This window comes from Pseudomonas sp. LBUM1647 (assembly GCF_059716175.1).
Genome location: NZ_CP166809.1, coordinates 5,185,667 through 5,202,385, shown reverse-complemented (window position 1 = coordinate 5,202,385; position 16,719 = coordinate 5,185,667). Strand labels below are relative to the sequence as shown.

Here is a 16,719-nt window from a genome sequence, read left to right as displayed (position 1 = left end):
CTGCAAGTTGTTCTGCGGGTAGCTTATTTGAGTCTAGAGTGATCATTGGCATCAGCCAGTGACAATAGGCGCCACTTTAGTATCCTTCGGAAATTGGCCGTAGCATGCGGCTCATCATGTAAGTGGACGACATGAGCGAACGAACGACTTCTGCAAGCTGGGCGATGGGGATTGTCAAAGCACTGGAGATGGACGGCCTGGATTGCCGGGTTCTGTTCAAGCAGCTGGGGCTCGACTACGCGGCACTGGATGATCCGGACGCGCGCTTCCCGCAAGATTCCATGACACGACTGTGGCAGCGCGCGGTTGAGCTGTCCGGCAACCCGGCGATTGGCCTGAACATGGGCAAGGTGGTGCGACCGGCCTCCTTTCATGTGGCGGGCTACGCCTTGATGTCCAGCCAGACCCTGGCCGAAGGCTTTCGACGGTTGGTGCGCTATCAGCGGATCATTGCGGAAAGTGCCGACCTGAGTTTCCGATTGTTGGAAGAAGGCTACGCGTTGATTCTGACGGTCCACGGCGACCACCTGCCACCGACCCGGCAGAGCGCCGAAGCGTCACTGGCCTGTGCCCTGGCGCTGTGCGGCTGGTTGACCGGGCGCACCCTGCAACCGCGTAAGGTGCTGGTGCAGGGCGATCAGCCCGTCGATCTCGAACCCTATAAACAAGCCTTCCATGCGCCTTTGGTGTTCAACGCGCCGTATGACGCCTTGATCTTCGAGCGCGCTGACATGGAGGCACCGCTGCCTACTGCCAATGAGGCGATGGCGCTGTTGCATGACCGGTTTGCCGGTGAGTACCTGGCGCGGTTTTCCGAAAGTCGCGTGACCCACAAGGCGCGGCAGGTGCTATGCCGTTTGCTGCCCCAGGGCGAACCCAAGCGCGATACCGTGGCGCAGACGTTGCACCTGTCGCAACGCACCTTGCAGCGACGCTTGCAGGAAGAGGGCACGAGTTTTCAGACATTGCTGGACGACACGCGACGTGAACTGGCTGAGCAATACCTGGCGCAGCCGACCATGACCCTGCTGGAAATTGCCTACCTGCTGGGGTTCGCCGATCCGAGCAATTTCTTCCGCGCCTTCCGACGCTGGTTCGACACCACACCCGGCGACTACCGGATGCGGTTGATGGCGGCGCCTGCTCCTGTCAGTGACGCCAGAACGCCGGAATACACAGAACAAACACAGTAATGATCTCGAGTCGGCCCAGTAGCATGCCGAACGAGAGAATCCACTTGGCAGCGTCCGGCAGGGTGGCGAAGTTACCCGCCGGGCCGATGGTCTCGCCCAGGCCCGGGCCAACGCCGGACACCGTGCTGGCTGCGCCGGTCAGGGCGGTCATCCAGTCCACGCCGAGCAGCGACAACAGCAGCGCGATCACGCAGATGGTGATGGCGAAGAAGAACGAAAAGGTCAGAATCGAACGCACGATTTCTTCGTCGAGGCGGTGACCGTTGTACTTCTGCTTGATCACTGCACGCGGGTGAATCAACTGGTTAAGGTTGGCCTTGAGCAGGATGTACGCGACCTGGAAGCGGAAAATCTTGATCCCGCCGGCGGTCGAACCTGAACAACCGCCAACAAAGCCCAGGTAGAAGAACAGCATCAGCGAGAAATTGCCCCAGAGGCTGTAGTCCCCCAACGCGAAGCCTGTAGTCGTGACCACCGAGGTCACGTTCAGCGCCACATGCCGCAACGCCTCCAGCCAATGCAGCTGGGTGGTCCACCAATACCAGGTGCCGAGCACCAGCCAGGTCACCAGCAGCATGCCGAGCAAGCCTTGAACCTGCTGATCCTTGATCAGTGCTTTGCGGTTACCACGCAAGGTCGCTACATACAGGGTGAACGGCAGGCTGCCGAGGATCATGATGACGATCGCCACCCAGTGCACCGCCGGTTGCGTCCACTTGGCCAGAGACTGGTCGGACGTTGAGAAACCACCGGTGGAAATCGCCGACATCGCGTGGTTGATTGCATCGAACGGGCTCATCCCGGCCCACCAGAACGCCAGGCTGCCGATAATGGTGATGCCGACGTAGGCCGCAACGATCAAACGCGCCACCATGTGCGAACGGGGCATGACTTTTTCGGAACGGTCCGACGACTCGGTCTGAAACAGCCGCATGCCACCGATGCGCAGCAGTGGCAGAATCGCTACCGCCATGCCGATAAAGCCGATGCCGCCGATCCAGTGCAGCAACGAGCGCCACATCAGAATGCCAGGGGACATGGCGTCCAGGCCCATGAGCACCGTCGACCCGGTGGCGGTAATGCCGGACATGCTTTCGAAGAACGAGTCGGTGTAGCTGATGCGCTGGGTCAGCAGAAATGGCAGCGCAGCGAAGATGCACACCACCACCCAGCTGCTGACGGTCAGCAAATACATGTCTCGCGGGCGCAGGTGTATGTGTTCGGGACGACCGGGGATGACCAGGGCCAGGCCGGCGACAAAGGTAATCATGCTGGCCCAGAGGAACGACGGCAGGTCGCTGGTGCGGTCGAAAATCACCAGCGTGGCCATGGGCACGACCATGGCGATGGCCAGGGTGATCAGGAAGATGCCGATGATGAAACCAATGATCCGTAAGGTCGGCAACGCCATGAAGTCCGCTCGGGCTGGAATAGGGAAGGGCGCCATTCTACCTGCGGGGCAGGGCATGTAAACCGGCGCCGCCTGCGCAGTTGCAGCTAGAATAGCCAAACATTTTTTTCAGGAGGTGGCCGATGCAGGCTCTCGACGCTTTGCTCAACCGTGTTTCCGTTCCACGACTTCTCGAACCGGCACCGACCGCAGAACAACGCGAAGTGCTGTTTGGCGCCGCGATGCGAGCGCCAGACCATGGTCACTTGCAGCCTTGGCGCTTCCTGACAGTCGAAGGCACGGCGCGCGAGCAAATGGGCGAGTTGCTGGCCGAAGCGGCGAAGCTGCAGGACAGTGAGGTGTCCGAGGCTGCGTTGGACAAGGCGCGTAACGGTCCACTGCGCGCGCCACTGGTGGTTGTGGTGATCGCGCGGTTGCAGGATCACGTTAAGTATCCGAAGTCCGAACAACTGCTGGCGGCGGGCTGTGCGGCTCACGGGATTTTGCTGGCGGCTTATGCGCAAGGGATTGGCGCGGTGTGGCGCACGGGTGAACTGGCGTATTCGGCGCATGTGGCCAAGGGGTTGGGCCTGGCTGAAGGGGAAGAGGTGATTGCGTTTCTTTATCTGGGCACGCCGCAGAAGGAACCGCGCGTGGCGGAGAAGGTTGATCTGGCCGAGTTTGTCAGCGCCTGGCCAGGTAAGGTCTGAAGATCAAAAGATCGCAGCCTCGTTTTACTCGACAGCTCCTACAAGGGTTATGCGTGCCCTGTAGGAGCTGTCGAGTGAAACGAGACTGCGATCTTTTCGCATCACCACTGCGCTACGGCTGAACAACTGCCCCCGGCACCAGAGGCAATTCCAGGCTGGCGATAAACCCGCCATCGGGATGATTAGCCAGCACCAGACTCCCGCCATGACGTTCCGCTGCACGGCGTGCAATCGCCAATCCCAAACCATGCCCGGCCGCCGTCTGCCCCGGCGCCCGATAGAACGGCTCACCCAACTGGCTCAAATGCGCAGCCTCTACGCCCGGCCCATGGTCGCGCACACTGACCACAATCCGCTCACCCTGACGCATCGCCTGCATTTCAATCGATTGCCCCTCCGGGTTGAACCGCTGAGCATTGCGCAGCAGGTTGTCGACGGCGCGCTCGATCATCGTCGGCCAGCCTTTAAGGTTTAGCTGCGGCTCGGCCTCAAGGTGCACGTTTTGCTCCGGCGAACCCAATTGAGCATCCTTTTGCAGAGTGTTGAGCAGCGCATTGAGATCAACCTCTTCAGCGCTGGCGTTGTCGGCATCGACCCGCGCCAGAACCAGAATTTCGCTGATCAGTGCTTCCAGTCGATCGCACTCCCGAGTGAGGCGCGGCCAGAGTTTTTCCCGCTCCTCAGGGTTGGCCCGCTCGGCCAGTGCCAGCGCAATGCGCAGCCGGGCAAGCGGTGAACGCAGCTCATGGGACACATCCCGCAGCAACTGCCGCTGACTACCGATCAAACTTTGCAGACGCGCGCCCATGCGGTTGAAGTCGTTGGCCAGCACGCCAAACTCATCGCGGCGGTTGGCCAGTTTCACCAGGCTGTTTTGTTGGTAGGTGGTTTGCCCCAGATCATGCACCGCGCCGCGCAAGCGATTGAGTGGGCGAGTAATGGACATCGTCACGAACAGGCTGAACAAGGTCAGCACCACCAGCGCGATACCCAGCGCACTCAATGGCCAGAGCAGGCTTTCGCGGTGCCACGCATCGAGCTCCGGGTGCGGAATGCGGTAGATCAGCAGGTAAGTGTCGCCGGTTTTTTCGCTGGTGTATTCCGCGGTCAGACGACGCCACGGCAGGCGACGGTCGTCGTTATTCTGCCGCGCTTCGAAGGCCGCCGCCCGGCGTGGAAAGGTGCCGCGCACCACCGGATCGCCGCTCTCGTTGAGCACTTGAACGTCGATGTGATACTGGCGCTTGCGCTGTTCCAGAATATCCTGGGCCGCGTCTTCACCCTGCGACTCGTAGGTTTGCGTCCACTGCTCGGCCAAAGTATTGAGGCCCGGATGGCGGCTGAGAATCCACGCGTCCTGATTGAGCATGTGCCCCAGCAGAATGGAGAGCCCTGCAACCAGAGCGATGGCCAACCAGAAGCTGGCCAGAATACGCCAGAACAATGAGCGCACAGAAAATCCTCAAACAAACACAAATCCCATGTGGGAGCGGGCTTGCTCGCGAAAGCGGTGAGTCAGTCAACGATTCGTTACCTGATACACCGCTTTCGCGAGCAAGCCCGCTCCCACATTAGATTGAATGGAATCAGACCCGACGGTGTTAGCCGTCGGGTCCGGGGGTTAGCGCATTATTGCGCCTTTTGCGGTTGTTGCGCTTTCCAGGCCTTGAACTCGGCCCATTCGGCGCGACGCTCAGCCTGTTTTTTCTGGATCTCGTCAAATTGCTTCTGTTGATCCGGTTTCAGCAAGGCACGCACGTCAGCTTCAGCTTTCTTGTGGTGGGCCGCCATTTCATCTTTCATGGCCTTCTGGTCGGCTGGCGAGAGTTTTTCCAGGTACTTGTCGACCACTTGCTTACGCTCGTGCATCTGCTCGCCCATGATTTTGCGGATCTGCTCGCGCTGTTCGCGGCTCAGGTCCAGCTGGCTGTACGGGCCTTTGCCGTGCATGCCGTGCATCTGACCGCCATGGCGTGAGCCGTCCATCGGGCCGGCACCTTCAGGCATGGCCATGGCAACGGTCGGCAGGGCGGCAGCGAACATCAGAGCGATAAGAGTCTTGCGCATGGTGAATCTCCTTGTCTCGTTCCCGGTACGTTCCGGATGAGTACAGATTACGGAGATCAAGGTCAGCGGCGGTCAGCGGAGCGTAAAGCTTGGGTAAAGACGATTTCTCGCCGACCTGACAAACAACGAACGTGTAGGAGCTGGCGAAGCCTGCGATCTTTTGATCTTCGCCTGTCGAATGAACGCCAAAAGATCGCAGCCTTCGGCAGCTCCTACAGGCTGTAGTAATAACCACGGCTGCGCAGCGCCACGATGCGTGGGCGACCGTCGGGGTGCGGGCCGATCTTTTTGCGCAGGTTGCTGACGTGCATGTCCAGGCTGCGGTCGTACAACGTCAGTTTGCGGCCGAGGGCGATTTGCGCCAGTTCCTGTTTGTCCAGCGGCTCGCCGGGTTGCTTGAGCAAGGCTTCGAGCAAACGGCTTTCGGAGACGGTGAGGGTGAATTCCTGTTCATCGATGCTGACCACGCCGCGCACCGGACTGAAACACAAGTCGCCGAGTTCGAGCTGACTGGAGACTGCTGCCGGATGACTGCGGCGCAACACGGCGCGCAGGCGGGCTGTCAGTTCCCGTGGGTCGCACGGTTTGGCCAGGTAGTCGTCGGCGCCGAGTTCCAGGCCGAGGATGCGGTCCAGCGGCTCGCCGCGGGCCGAGAGCATCAGCACCGGCAAGTCCGGGTGGTCGCTGCGCAATTGCTTGAGCAGCTCCAGGCCGCTGCCGTCCGGCAGCATCACGTCCAGTACCACGGCTGCCGGCGACGTTTCGGCCAGTGCGCGACGGGCGCTCTGGCCATCGTGGCAGGCGCGGACCAGGAAGCCTTCCTGGCTCAGCCAACTGCTCAGGAGCTCACACAGCTCCTGGTCATCATCAATTAATAACAGCTCGCTCATGACTCACTCAATTTAGCCATTGCCTACGTTTTCTGGTGGCACCACTGGCGAAGATACCGCAGAGCAGCGCCAATAGCGCTACTGCGGCGCCGATGACGAACCACTGTTGCTGATCGGTCAATAGACGCGGCATCGGGCTGCTGGCCTGGGCTTCCTTGAGTTGCAGCTTGAGGCGCTGATTCTCTTGGCGCAACCGGCTCAGCTGGGCGCTTTCGCGTTCGGCATCGGTATTTTGCAGTTGTTTGCTCAGTACTTCTCGTTGCTGTTCGCTTACCTTCAAGCGCTGCTGCAACTCGGTGATCTGGCTGCCGGCGCTCAGGGACAATGGCGTGGAATTACCGCCCTCGGCGCTTTCTTCACCGTGGGCGGGGGCCACGATCGATAACGTCACCAACATCAGACACAACGGACCTTTGCGCATCGCCACTCCTGATTCCAATACGAGTATTGGGCAGGTTGTCGGCCGGTAAACGAGAATAATGAGCGTTGAGCGCGCGATGAGCCGATAAGGTTCATCGCGCTGGAGGGATATTACGGCAGGACTTGCTTGAACGGCTTGACCGAAACGTTGGCGTAGACGCCTGCGGCGATATACGGATCGGCGTCGGCCCAAGCCTGGGCGGCGCTCAGGGAGTCGAATTCGGCGACGATCAGGCTGCCGGTGAAACCCGCAGCGCCCGGATCATTGCTGTCGACTGCCGGGTGTGGACCGGCCAAAACGATGCGACCTTCACCTTTGAGCACTTGCAGGCGCTCAAGGTGTGCAGGCCGTGCGGCCAGGCGGGCTTCCAGGGAGTTGGCGACGTCTGTGGCAATGATTGCGTAAAGCATGTCAGTCCTCGGTTTTTGGCGTTGTGGTATCGGCGTCGTGCAGGTGGCGGGACAGGTAAATGCCCTGGCCGACCAGGAACAGCAGCGTCATGCCCAGGCTGCCGAAGACTTTGAAGTCAACCCAGTAGTCCTGAAAGGTGAACGCGACGAACAGGTTGGCGGCACCGCAAAACAGGAAAAACCCGATCCAGGCGATGTTCAGGCGGGTCCAGACCGGCTCCGGCAGGGTCAGCGCGTGGCCCATGATGCGTTTGATCAGCAGTTGCTCACCGATGAAGTGGCTGCCAATGAACGCCAGGGCGAACAGCCAGTTCACCACCGGGGCTTTCCATTTCAGGAAGGTTTCGCTGTGGAACGCCAGGGTCAGGCTGCCGAAGACCAGGCAGGCGATGAGGGTCAGCCATTGGCTCTTCTCCAGCTTGCGCTGCTTGATGAACAGCGTGCCGTAAACCACCAGGGAGCTGATGATCAGCATGGCGGTGGCGCTGTAAATACCGCCTACAGTTACCTCGTGGCCGGCAATGTCGACGACCCGGGGATCGAGTTTGAAGACGATGAAGAACAGCAGAAGCGGGATGAAATCGATGAATTGTTTCACAGTGGCAGCCAGAAGCAGGATGTGGCGGCATAATAACAAACATATGGGCGCGCGATAGCGCCAGCTGATTTGAGGTACAAAAGTCCTGTGAATGTTGATTTGCACTGCCATAGCACGGCCTCCGACGGCGCTCTCGCGCCTGCGGTACTGGTTGCGCGTGCGTTCGAGAAAGGCGTGCGAGTCCTGGCCTTGACCGATCATGACACCCTTGAAGGCCTCGACGAGGCTCGCAGTGCGGCGACCGCGCTGGGGATGCAATTGGTCAATGGTGTCGAATTGTCCTGCACCTGGGGCGGGGCGACCATTCACGTGCTGGGCTATGGTTTCGACGTCAACGCTGCACCGTTGGTCGAGGCCATCGCAAAATTGCACGATGGCCGCTGGTTACGGTCCGAAGAAATTAGCCGCAAGTTGGCGCTTAAAGGCATGCCGGGAGCGCTGGAAGGGGCCCGGGCCATTCAGCAGGAACTGGGCGACAGCGGCAATGCACCGGCCCGCCCGCATTTCGCCGACTGGATGGTGCGTGAAGGTTTCGTCAAGGATCGCGCCGAAGCGTTCCGCAAATGGCTGGGCGCCGGCAAGCTGGGGGACGTCAAGCAACACTGGCCGACCCTGGAAGACACGGTCGAAACCCTGCGCGCCGCCAAGGCCTGGGTCAGCCTGGCGCATCCGTGGCACTACGATTTCACTCGCAGCAAACGTCGCCGGCTGATTGCCGACTATATTCAAGCAGGGGGCCACGCGATCGAAGTGGTCAATGGCCATCAGCCCGCCGAGCAAGTGGGCAGCCTGGCGATTCTCGCCCGTGAGTTCGGTCTGCTGGTCAGCGCCGGCAGTGATTTTCATGGCCCTGGAGGCTGGTCCGAGATCGGTGAGTACCGCCCGCTCCCGGAGGATCTGCCACCACTGTGGTGTCGATTCAAACATGACCCAATTATTGCCGCCGTCTGAACAGGTAGAGAATGTGAGTCAATTTTTCCAGATTCATCCGGAAAACCCGCAAGCGCGCCTAATCAAACAGGCTGTCGAGATCATCCGCAGCGGCGGGGTGGTGATTTATCCCACAGACTCGTCCTACGCCATTGGTTGCCAGATCGGCGACAAGAATGCCGTGGAGCGCGTGCGCCGGTTGAGACAGCTGGACGAAAAGCACAACTTCGCGCTGATTTGCAGCGACCTGTCGCAACTGGGGCTGTTTGCCAAGATCGATACCGGCACCTTCCGCCTGCTTAAAGCTCACTTGCCGGGACCTTACACCTTCATTCTCAACGCCACCCGCGAAGTCCCGCGCCTGTTGTTGCATCCGAAAAAACGCACCATCGGCCTGCGCGTACCGAGCCATCCGATTGCCCTGGCACTGCTGGAAGAACTCGGCGAACCGCTGATGAGCGTGACGCTGATCATGCCCGGCGACACCGACCCGATGACCGATCCTTACGAAATGCGTCAGTTGCTCGAGCATCAGGTCGACCTGATCATCGACGGCGGTTTCGGCGGGATCAAGGCGTCCACCGTGATCAACCTTGCCGACGGCGAGCCGGAAGTGATCCGCGTTGGTTGCGGCGACCCGACGCCGTTCATGGCCGAGGCGTAGATGTCTGCAGTAGAACCCGTTGTCGATAGTCAGGCCGGAGCCCAGCAAGAGCTGCCCTTCGCGATGGTCTATGGCCAGGCGGTCATGGAAATGCCGCTGGACCTGTACATTCCACCGGATGCGCTTGAAGTCTTTCTTGAAGCCTTCGAAGGTCCCCTCGACTTACTGCTGTACCTGATCCGCAAGCAGAACATCAACATCCTCGACATCCCGGTGGCGGAAATCACCCGTCAGTACATGGGCTATGTCGAGTTGATGCAGTCGGTGCGTCTGGAACTGGCCGCCGAGTACCTGGTCATGGCCGCGATGCTGGCCGAGATCAAATCGCGGATGCTGCTGCCGCGTGCCGAAACGATCGAGGCCGAAGAAGACGACCCTCGCGCCGAACTGATCCGCCGCTTGCAAGAGTACGAACGCTTCAAGGCCGCAGCCGAAGGCATCGATGGCCTGAGCCGTGTGGGTCGTGACGTGGTAGTCCCCAAGCTCGACGCCCCGGAAGCCCGGGCACGCAAGCTGTTGCCAGACGTGCGTCTTTCAGAGCTGTTGTTGTCCATGGCAGAAGTGTTGCGCCGTGGCGACATGTTCGAAAGTCACCAGGTCAGCCGCGAGGCTCTGTCCACCCGCGAACGCATGAGCGATGTGCTGGAGCGCCTCAAGGGCGGCGGTTTCGTGCCCTTTGCCGAGCTGTTCACCGCTGAAGAAGGACGTCTGGGGGTGGTGGTAACCTTTATGGCGATCCTCGAACTAGTCAAGGAATCCTTGGTCGAGCTGGTGCAGAATGAGCCGTTCGCAGCGATCCACGTGCGGGCCCGAGCCGAATAACGAGTTGAATCATGAACCTGACTGAACCCCGCGAGCTGGCGCCACTGCTTGAAGCCTTTCTGTTGGCCTCGGGAAAACCGCAATCGCTTGAACGCCTGTTCGAACTCTTCGAAGAGGGTGAGCGGCCGGAGCCGCCGGTCTTCAAGAAAGCCCTGACGATTCTCGCCAAGTCCTGCGATGGCCGGGCCTTCGAGCTGAAGGAAGTGGCCTCCGGGTATCGCTTGCAGATCCGCGAAAAGTTCTCGCCGTGGGTCGGCCGTTTGTGGGAAGAGCGGCCGCAGCGCTATTCCCGTGCCATGCTCGAAACCATTGCGCTGATCGCCTATCGCCAGCCGATCACCCGGGGCGAGATCGAAGACGTGCGGGGCGTGGCGGTCAACAGTCACATCGTCAAAACCTTGCTGGAGCGCGAGTGGATCCGCATCGTCGGCTACCGCGACGTGCCGGGTAAGCCGGCGATGTTCGCGACCACCAAGGCCTTTCTCGATCACTTCAACCTGAAAAACCTCGACGATTTGCCACCGCTGGCCGAATTGCGCGAGCTTGAGCCTGATCCAGTGCTCGACTTCGACGACGCGCCGGTGCCTGCCGGACTGCAGGAGTTGGCCGACGCCAGCGCCGAGCCGGAAGAGCCGAAGGAAGAAACCAGTTTCCACACGTTGTTGCTGGAGCTGGACACCATGGAGGAGGGGCTCAAGACCGACTTCGACGATCTGTTGCGCGATGGCGAGGTGACCGGGACCGAAGTGATCCTGGATCAGCCCGAGCCCGAGCCTGAAATCGAAGTTGAACTTCAGGTCGAGCCCGAAGCCACAGTCGAAGAAGAGCAGGAAGATGATGTGCTTGGTGTTGCCGAAGCTCGCGAGAAACTCCTGGCCGCTGTCGCCGCCCTTGAACAACACAAGCCCGAGTTGACCGACGAAGAAGCCGAAGCCCGGGCCCTCGCCGAAGCGATCGAGGCCGAACGCCGCGAATTCGACGACTGACCCGAATCTTGTGGACACTGAATATCCCCTGTGGGAGCGAGCTTGCTCCGGGCGGCGTTCCGACGATAGCGGTGGGTCAGGCAAAAATGATGTCGACTGACACTCCCTCTTCGCGAGCAAGCTCGCTCCCACAAAGGTTTGTGGTGTTTCCTGGAGTTGGTAATGAGCTCAACCAAAGACCCCTGCATCGGCGTCTGCAAATTCACCGACGACATCTGCATCGGCTGTGGCCGCAGCAAGCGTGAGATCAAGGCGTGGAAGAAACTCGACAAGATCGACAAGCGCACAGTGCTGGCCGAAGCGTCGCTGCGGCTAATCAAACTCGGCGCCACCGGTCGGCGGAAAAATAAGTAAGTCGCCATTGATCAGCTAGTCTCTGATGCGCGAACGCTCCCATGAGCGTATGATTCGCGACCCTTCGGCGATCCCTTCGCCAAGTACCCAGTTTTACAGACCACACCGGGAGGTGCCCAGATGAGTATCAAAGACCAGAAAGACGACCAGGAAATCGGCCCAGCAGGCGAGAAACTGCAGAAAGTCCTCGCCCGTATCGGCGTCGGCTCGCGCCGTGACGTAGAAGCCTGGATCAGCCACGGCCGCATCAAGGTCAATGGCAAAGACGCCACCCTTGGGCAGCGCGTCGACATGCACGACGCCATCACCATTGATGGCAAGGTGATCAAGCGCGAAGAAGCCGCCGAGTCGGTACGCCGCGTGATCATGTACAACAAGCCTGACGGCGAAATCTGCACCCGCCTTGATCCGGAAGGCCGGCCGACCGTGTTCGACAAGATGCCGCGCCCGAAAGAAGGTCGCTGGATCAACATCGGTCGTCTGGACATCAACACCACCGGTCTGCTGATGTTCACCACCGACGGTGAGCTGGCCAACCGCCTGATGCACCCTTCCTACGAAATGGACCGTGAATACGCGGTACGTGTGCGTGGCGAAGTCGATGACGAGATGATCGAGCGCCTGAAAGCAGGCGTCGTCCTCGAAGACGGCCCGGCCAAGTTCACCGACATCAAGCAGGCGCCAGGCGGCGAAGGTTTCAACCACTGGTATCACTGCGTGGTGATGGAAGGTCGCAACCGCGAAGTTCGTCGTCTGTGGGAATCCCAGGGCCTGGTGGTCAGCCGTCTGAAGCGCGTGCGTTTCGGTCCGGTGTTCCTCAACTCCGACCTGCCGATGGGCCGCTGGCGCGAAATGAGCCAGTACGAAGTCGACATTCTGAGTGCTGAAGTCGGCCTGACCCCGGTGGCCATGCCGCAGATGAACGCCAAGAGCAAAGACAAGCTCGACCGCATGCAGCGTAAATCGTCGCGTCCGATGGGCAAGACCGAGCGCGTGCGTTCGTTGCGTCCAGCCATCGGTAACCAGACCGCTGCTACGCCGCGTGACTCCCGTGAACCGCAAATCGAAGGCGAGCGTCCAGCCCGCAAACCAGCAGCGCCACGCGCTGATGGCGAGCGCGGTCCACGCACGCCGCGTCCGGCCAATGGTCGCACCGAGCGCGGCGAAGGCCGTGGTGCACCAAGCGGTGGTCGCAGTGATCGCGGTGCTCCAGCCGGTCGTGGCGAGTCTCGTGGTGAGTCGGGTCGCGGTACGCCGGTGGCAGACCGTCCTTCCGACACCAAGCGCCCGGCCAAGGCACCGGCGAAGAAGCGTCCAGGCATCGTTCTGGTCGACAAGGACGCTCCATCGGGTAAACGCCGTGGTGCGCCAGCCGGTTCGGGCCAGCGTCCAGGCTTCGGTCGTCGCAAGCCTGAGTAATTGGTAAGCGCCGCATAAAAAACGCCAACCTTCGGGTTGGCGTTTTTTTTCGTCTGACTTTAAGTAAGGTGGTGACTGTTCGGGCCTCTTCGCGAGCAGGCTCGCTCCCACATTAGATCGCATTCCTCCCTGAGATCTCGGTCCACTGTGGGAGCGAGCCTGCTCGCGAAGGCGGCAGTAGCAACACCGCCGTTTCGCGATTAAAAGACAAACCGCCCATCAAACAACGGCTCATCGTCCAACGCCAACACGCCGCTGGAGAAGATCAGGTCCAGATGATGGCTACCCTTCGCGCCACCACCCAATCCCAGATGCAGCCCGCAATGGCGCTCCTCAAACCCGGCATTGCGCGCATACAACGCTTTAACGCCTTCGTTGGTGCCGATCCCCAACTCCTCGATGCGCCGGTTGGATGGGTTGGCCTCCAGGTACTTGTTGAAGTCATGTTCCAGCCCCGGCACCTCGGTGGCGATTTTGTTGATGGTCGAGTTCTCGATCCACAACTCTAGCGGCGACTCCAGCACCCCGTATTTGCGGGCAAATGGAATGGTGCTGAGAAAAGTCCCCATGAACTTGACCCTGCCGTTAATGGCCTCGCTGTATGTGGCAATTTCACCAGGCGCCAGATCGAAGTTGCCGACACCGTTGATGTCGGTCCACTTCTTGATACTGCTCAACGGTGTTTCGAACCACGAGCCGTGATCATCTTTGAAACTTAACGTGGTGGCATGGGACATGCGCTGGATCAAGTGGCTGTTCAACCCGGCAATGCGCTGCGGGGTGACACTGAACGTGTCGTAGAAGTAATCGCCGTAATCCTTGAACAGCAGCGACTTCTTCCAGTTCTCGGCCATGACGCCTTGCAGCGCGCGGACAAAATCCGGGCCGTCGGGGCGTGGGTTGGGCAGGGTGGAAGAGTCGTAGAAGAAAATGTACAGATCACTGTCGGCAATCGCCTGGGCCAGCAATTCCGTGGGCTCCAGATCCAGTCGCATCGCGTTGAAACTGAACCGTGGGCTGGCACCGGCCTGTTCGGCGATGGCGCCCGTCAGTGCCTGGTAATCAGCCGTGTGGCCGAGCAAGACCTTCGCCGGGTTGATGCCGGCAAAGGCAGGGTGATGTTCGAGGTAGTAAAGGAAATGCGAAATGGCGCGTTGCTTATCCATGTAGTCCTCCCTGACAAACCGAGAAAAAGTGGCAGGCACAACCGGCCGGATCGTACCTGCCGGAATGTCTTACAGAGGCCACATCGCCGTGCCGAACGGAACAACCGCATCGGCTTGCATCATTTCAACGGCGGCGTCATGGGTTGGTGCTTCAAACCAATCGTCCAGTTGCAGTTCAGTTTCCAAGTCTTTTTCAAGTGCTTGCATTGTGAATCTCCTAGATGACTTTTTCGGTAAGTGCTGCGGCGCGTTTTCAGTCATTGAATAACCCGCCAACTTGCTGATTGATGCGTCTCGGCAAGTCGCTGAAAACCTAGTCCACAGGTTTTTAAAATGCAAAAAAATAATCAAATAAGATTTGTTTGGACTTTTTATTCTGTTTTTAATTAAGCAATTTGTTAATAAAAAACAAAAAACTAACTCGACCTTTCCCTAAGGAAACGTCCTACCGTCAATTTGCAGTCAACCTACAGCCAGATCTGATTCGGCAAATTTACGTTACGGCATGTAAAGAAATACTGACGAAATCAAGCCTCAAAGCCCTTGGTTTGACGCTTGCGGAAGGGATGTAAGGAAAACTTTCCGCCTAATAGCCAATTAACCCTTCCGCAGGGCTCTGGCCCGCTTGTTTCAGGCGCGGTTGAAGGGTGAGATGCGCCCCATGCCTGTCGTGCAGGTGCATAACAAGAAGGAGGCGCAATGTACGCCGTGACTCATCTCCATCTCCCCCGTGGAGCGATTTTTCCGTCGCTCCCGTCGATGACCCGCAAAGGTCTGACTCAATTTTTGCAGCCGCTCGAAACCCTCGAGGCGGACACAGGCAATCCCGGCAAATGACACGCTGATCCAGCAGTGTCTGGCAGCAGGGGGTTACAGGTGTACAATGCGCCGCGTTTTAACTGTGACCTCCTGCGCATCTGCGCAAACCTCAAGGCTATCCGCCTTGTTCACTCCGCCGCGCCACAAGCGTGTCGGGTTCGATTTCGTCACAGATAAAAACAAACAGGTGACGCATGACCGTTGTAAAAACGCTGAACTCCTTTTGCCTTCGCTGGGGTTTGATCGGCGCTGCTTGAAATCGCAACCGAGCAGCAACGTCTAACGAACATCATCAAACCTTGCGTGAGACCCTTTTCATGAGTGGACAAAACTCGCATTCAGGCGAGCTGAAACGCGGCCTGAAGAATCGCCACATTCAACTGATCGCCCTCGGTGGCGCGATCGGTACCGGGCTGTTCCTCGGCTCGGCCGGCGTACTGAAATCCGCCGGCCCGTCGATGATCCTCGGCTACGCCATCTGCGGCTTCATTGCTTTCATGATCATGCGTCAGCTCGGCGAAATGATCGTCGAAGAGCCTGTGGCCGGTTCCTTCAGCCACTTCGCCCATAAATACTGGGGCGGTTTCGCCGGCTTCCTGTCGGGCTGGAACTGCTGGATTCTGTACATTCTGGTGGGCATGTCGGAGCTGACCGCGGTCGGCAAATACATCCACTACTGGGCGCCACACATTCCGACCTGGGTCTCGGCAGCCGGCTTCTTCGTGCTGATCAACCTGATCAACCTGGCCAACGTCAAAGTCTTTGGTGAGGCCGAGTTCTGGTTCGCGATCATCAAGGTCGTGGCCATCGTCGGCATGATTGCCCTGGGCAGCTATTTGCTGGTCAGCGGCGACGGCGGCCCGCAAGCGTCGGTGACCAACCTGTGGGCCCACGGCGGCTTCTTCCCGAATGGCGTCAGCGGTTTGGTGATGGCCATGGCGATCATCATGTTCTCCTTCGGCGGCCTGGAAATGCTTGGTTTCACTGCAGCTGAAGCCGACAAGCCGAAAACCGTGATCCCGAAAGCCATCAACCAGGTGATCTACCGGATCCTGATTTTCTACATCGGTGCACTGGTTATCCTGCTTTCGCTGACGCCATGGGACAGCCTGTTGGCGACCCTGAACGCGTCGGGTGATTCCTACAGCGGCAGCCCGTTCGTTCAAGTGTTCTCGATGCTTGGCAGTGACACCGCTGCGCACATCCTCAACTTCGTGGTCCTGACCGCGGCGCTGTCGGTGTACAACAGCGGCACCTACTGCAACAGCCGCATGCTGCTGGGCATGGCCGAGCAGGGCGATGCGCCGAAAGCCTTGTCGAAGATCGACAAGCGCGGCGTGCCAGTGCGTTCGATCCTTGCTTCGGCGGCGGTGACATTGATTGCCGTATTGCTGAACTACCTGATCCCGCAAAACGCGCTGGAACTGTTGATGTCGCTGGTGGTTGCCACCCTGGTGATTAACTGGGCGATGATCAGCTTCTCGCACTTCAAGTTCCGCCAGCACATGAACAAGACCAAACAGACGCCGCTGTTCAAGGCCCTGTGGTACCCGTACGGGAACTACATCTGCCTGGCGTTCGTGGTGTTCATTCTGGGCGTCATGCTGCTGATTCCGGGCATCCAGATCTCGGTGTATGCGATTCCGGTGTGGGTCGCGTTCATGTGGATTTGCTACGGCATCAAGAACAAGCGTCGCGACCGGCATGCGTTGGACGCTGCGGGTTCCGTAGTGAAATAACGTAAACGCAGAAACATCAAACCCGGCCATGTGCCGGGTTTGTTGTTTTCGGGATTTACACAAATCCCTGTGGGAGCGTGGCTTGCCCGCGATTCAGGCGCCGCGGTTCATCAGGCATACCGCGTCATCGTTCTTCGCGGG

18 protein-coding genes are annotated in these 16,719 nt (G+C 59.4%); 9 read left to right on the top strand and 9 right to left on the bottom strand.

Annotated features, from left to right (window positions below; translation table 11 throughout):
- Positions 1-131 precede the first annotated feature (131 nt).
- Positions 132-1,193 carry an AraC family transcriptional regulator gene (locus ACA059_RS23935; RefSeq protein ID WP_497631229.1) on the top strand — a complete coding sequence of 354 codons (1,062 nt, stop codon included), beginning with the start codon at positions 132-134 and terminating at the stop codon, positions 1,191-1,193.
- On the opposite strand, the gene ACA059_RS23930 is transcribed toward ACA059_RS23935, so the two are convergent.
- Positions 1,150-2,604 carry a TrkH family potassium uptake protein gene (locus ACA059_RS23930; RefSeq protein WP_497631228.1) on the bottom strand — a complete coding sequence of 485 codons (1,455 nt, stop codon included), beginning with the start codon at positions 2,602-2,604 and terminating at the stop codon, positions 1,150-1,152. The genes ACA059_RS23935 and ACA059_RS23930 overlap by 44 nt on opposite strands.
- A gap of 122 nt (positions 2,605-2,726) precedes the next feature.
- Here ACA059_RS23930 and ACA059_RS23925 point away from each other — a divergent pair, with 122 nt between their 5' ends.
- Complete coding sequence (locus tag ACA059_RS23925; RefSeq protein ID WP_497631227.1) at positions 2,727-3,293, top strand: NAD(P)H nitroreductase; 567 nt, start codon at positions 2,727-2,729, stop codon at positions 3,291-3,293.
- A gap of 112 nt (positions 3,294-3,405) precedes the next feature.
- Here ACA059_RS23925 and ACA059_RS23920 read toward each other — a convergent pair whose 3' ends face one another.
- The 6 genes from ACA059_RS23920 to ACA059_RS23895 all read right to left on the bottom strand — a co-directional run bounded on the left by ACA059_RS23920 (position 3,406) and on the right by ACA059_RS23895 (position 7,679).
- Positions 3,406-4,746, bottom strand: a complete 1,341-nt coding sequence (locus ACA059_RS23920) for a sensor histidine kinase (RefSeq protein ID WP_497631226.1) — start codon at positions 4,744-4,746, stop codon at positions 3,406-3,408.
- A gap of 176 nt (positions 4,747-4,922) precedes the next feature.
- Positions 4,923-5,360 (bottom strand): Spy/CpxP family protein refolding chaperone, encoded by a 438-nt coding sequence (locus ACA059_RS23915; RefSeq protein WP_497631225.1) that lies wholly within the window; start codon positions 5,358-5,360, stop codon positions 4,923-4,925.
- A 212-nt stretch (positions 5,361-5,572) separates the two neighbouring features.
- Complete coding sequence (locus ACA059_RS23910) at positions 5,573-6,250, bottom strand: response regulator transcription factor (protein WP_448647327.1); 678 nt, start codon at positions 6,248-6,250, stop codon at positions 5,573-5,575.
- Positions 6,251-6,257: 7 nt separating this feature from the next.
- On the bottom strand, positions 6,258-6,671 hold the full coding sequence (locus ACA059_RS23905; protein WP_497631224.1) for an SH3 domain-containing protein: 414 nt from the start codon (positions 6,669-6,671) through the stop codon (positions 6,258-6,260).
- Positions 6,672-6,781: 110 nt separating this feature from the next.
- Positions 6,782-7,081, bottom strand: a complete 300-nt coding sequence (locus tag ACA059_RS23900) for a YciI family protein (RefSeq protein ID WP_008156126.1) — start codon at positions 7,079-7,081, stop codon at positions 6,782-6,784.
- A gap of 1 nt (position 7,082) precedes the next feature.
- Positions 7,083-7,679: a septation protein A gene (locus tag ACA059_RS23895; RefSeq protein WP_497631223.1), complete on the bottom strand. Its 597-nt coding sequence runs from the start codon at positions 7,677-7,679 to the stop codon at positions 7,083-7,085.
- Positions 7,680-7,766: 87 nt separating this feature from the next.
- Between ACA059_RS23895 and ACA059_RS23890 the strand changes: the two genes are divergently transcribed.
- The 6 genes from ACA059_RS23890 to rluB all read left to right on the top strand — a co-directional run bounded on the left by ACA059_RS23890 (position 7,767) and on the right by rluB (position 12,854).
- Positions 7,767-8,630: a PHP domain-containing protein gene (locus ACA059_RS23890; RefSeq protein WP_095127806.1), complete on the top strand. Its 864-nt coding sequence runs from the start codon at positions 7,767-7,769 to the stop codon at positions 8,628-8,630.
- 13 nt (positions 8,631-8,643) lie between these two features.
- Entirely contained in the window at positions 8,644-9,273 is a 630-nt protein-coding gene (locus ACA059_RS23885; protein ID WP_033056081.1) for an L-threonylcarbamoyladenylate synthase, read from the top strand.
- Positions 9,274-10,095, top strand: coding sequence for a segregation and condensation protein A (locus ACA059_RS23880; protein WP_008156118.1), 822 nt, complete (start codon positions 9,274-9,276; stop codon positions 10,093-10,095).
- 11 nt (positions 10,096-10,106) lie between these two features.
- On the top strand, positions 10,107-11,081 hold the full coding sequence (gene scpB, locus ACA059_RS23875; RefSeq protein ID WP_497631222.1) for an SMC-Scp complex subunit ScpB: 975 nt from the start codon (positions 10,107-10,109) through the stop codon (positions 11,079-11,081).
- Between the two features lie 162 nt (positions 11,082-11,243).
- Positions 11,244-11,435 (top strand): DUF1289 domain-containing protein, encoded by a 192-nt coding sequence (locus ACA059_RS23870; RefSeq protein WP_497631221.1) that lies wholly within the window; start codon positions 11,244-11,246, stop codon positions 11,433-11,435.
- 120 nt (positions 11,436-11,555) lie between these two features.
- Positions 11,556-12,854, top strand: coding sequence for a 23S rRNA pseudouridine(2605) synthase RluB (gene rluB / locus ACA059_RS23865; protein ID WP_283190235.1), 1,299 nt, complete (start codon positions 11,556-11,558; stop codon positions 12,852-12,854).
- A gap of 200 nt (positions 12,855-13,054) precedes the next feature.
- Here rluB and ACA059_RS23860 read toward each other — a convergent pair whose 3' ends face one another.
- The gene (locus ACA059_RS23860; RefSeq protein WP_497631220.1) at positions 13,055-14,020 is read right to left on the bottom strand and encodes a M29 family metallopeptidase; all 966 of its coding nucleotides are present in this window, start codon (positions 14,018-14,020) and stop codon (positions 13,055-13,057) included.
- Between the two features lie 69 nt (positions 14,021-14,089).
- Complete coding sequence (locus ACA059_RS23855; RefSeq protein ID WP_008156111.1) at positions 14,090-14,227, bottom strand: hypothetical protein; 138 nt, start codon at positions 14,225-14,227, stop codon at positions 14,090-14,092.
- 929 nt (positions 14,228-15,156) lie between these two features.
- Here ACA059_RS23855 and ACA059_RS23850 point away from each other — a divergent pair.
- Positions 15,157-16,578 (top strand): amino acid permease, encoded by a 1,422-nt coding sequence (locus ACA059_RS23850; protein WP_497631219.1) that lies wholly within the window; start codon positions 15,157-15,159, stop codon positions 16,576-16,578.
- Positions 16,579-16,719: the final 141 nt, after the last annotated feature.

Bases quoted from the DNA above. Each gene is read 5' to 3' on its own strand.
- ACA059_RS23935 (WP_497631229.1), top strand. From the start codon at position 132: ATGAGCGAACGAACGACTTCTGCAAGCTGGGCGATGGGGATTGTCAAA.
- ACA059_RS23930 (WP_497631228.1), bottom strand. From the start codon at position 2,604: ATGGCGTTGCCGACCTTACGGATCATTGGTTTCATCATCGGCATCTTC.
- ACA059_RS23925 (WP_497631227.1), top strand. From the start codon at position 2,727: ATGCAGGCTCTCGACGCTTTGCTCAACCGTGTTTCCGTTCCACGACTT.
- ACA059_RS23915 (WP_497631225.1), bottom strand. From the start codon at position 5,360: ATGCGCAAGACTCTTATCGCTCTGATGTTCGCTGCCGCCCTGCCGACC.
- ACA059_RS23910 (WP_448647327.1), bottom strand. From the start codon at position 6,250: ATGAGCGAGCTGTTATTAATTGATGATGACCAGGAGCTGTGTGAGCTC.
- ACA059_RS23905 (WP_497631224.1), bottom strand. From the start codon at position 6,671: ATGCGCAAAGGTCCGTTGTGTCTGATGTTGGTGACGTTATCGATCGTG.
- ACA059_RS23900 (WP_008156126.1), bottom strand. From the start codon at position 7,081: ATGCTTTACGCAATCATTGCCACAGACGTCGCCAACTCCCTGGAAGCC.
- ACA059_RS23880 (WP_008156118.1), top strand. From the start codon at position 9,274: ATGTCTGCAGTAGAACCCGTTGTCGATAGTCAGGCCGGAGCCCAGCAA.
- scpB (WP_497631222.1), top strand. From the start codon at position 10,107: ATGAACCTGACTGAACCCCGCGAGCTGGCGCCACTGCTTGAAGCCTTT.
- ACA059_RS23870 (WP_497631221.1), top strand. From the start codon at position 11,244: ATGAGCTCAACCAAAGACCCCTGCATCGGCGTCTGCAAATTCACCGAC.
- rluB (WP_283190235.1), top strand. From the start codon at position 11,556: ATGAGTATCAAAGACCAGAAAGACGACCAGGAAATCGGCCCAGCAGGC.
- ACA059_RS23860 (WP_497631220.1), bottom strand. From the start codon at position 14,020: ATGGATAAGCAACGCGCCATTTCGCATTTCCTTTACTACCTCGAACAT.
- ACA059_RS23855 (WP_008156111.1), bottom strand. From the start codon at position 14,227: ATGCAAGCACTTGAAAAAGACTTGGAAACTGAACTGCAACTGGACGAT.
- ACA059_RS23850 (WP_497631219.1), top strand. From the start codon at position 15,157: ATGAGTGGACAAAACTCGCATTCAGGCGAGCTGAAACGCGGCCTGAAG.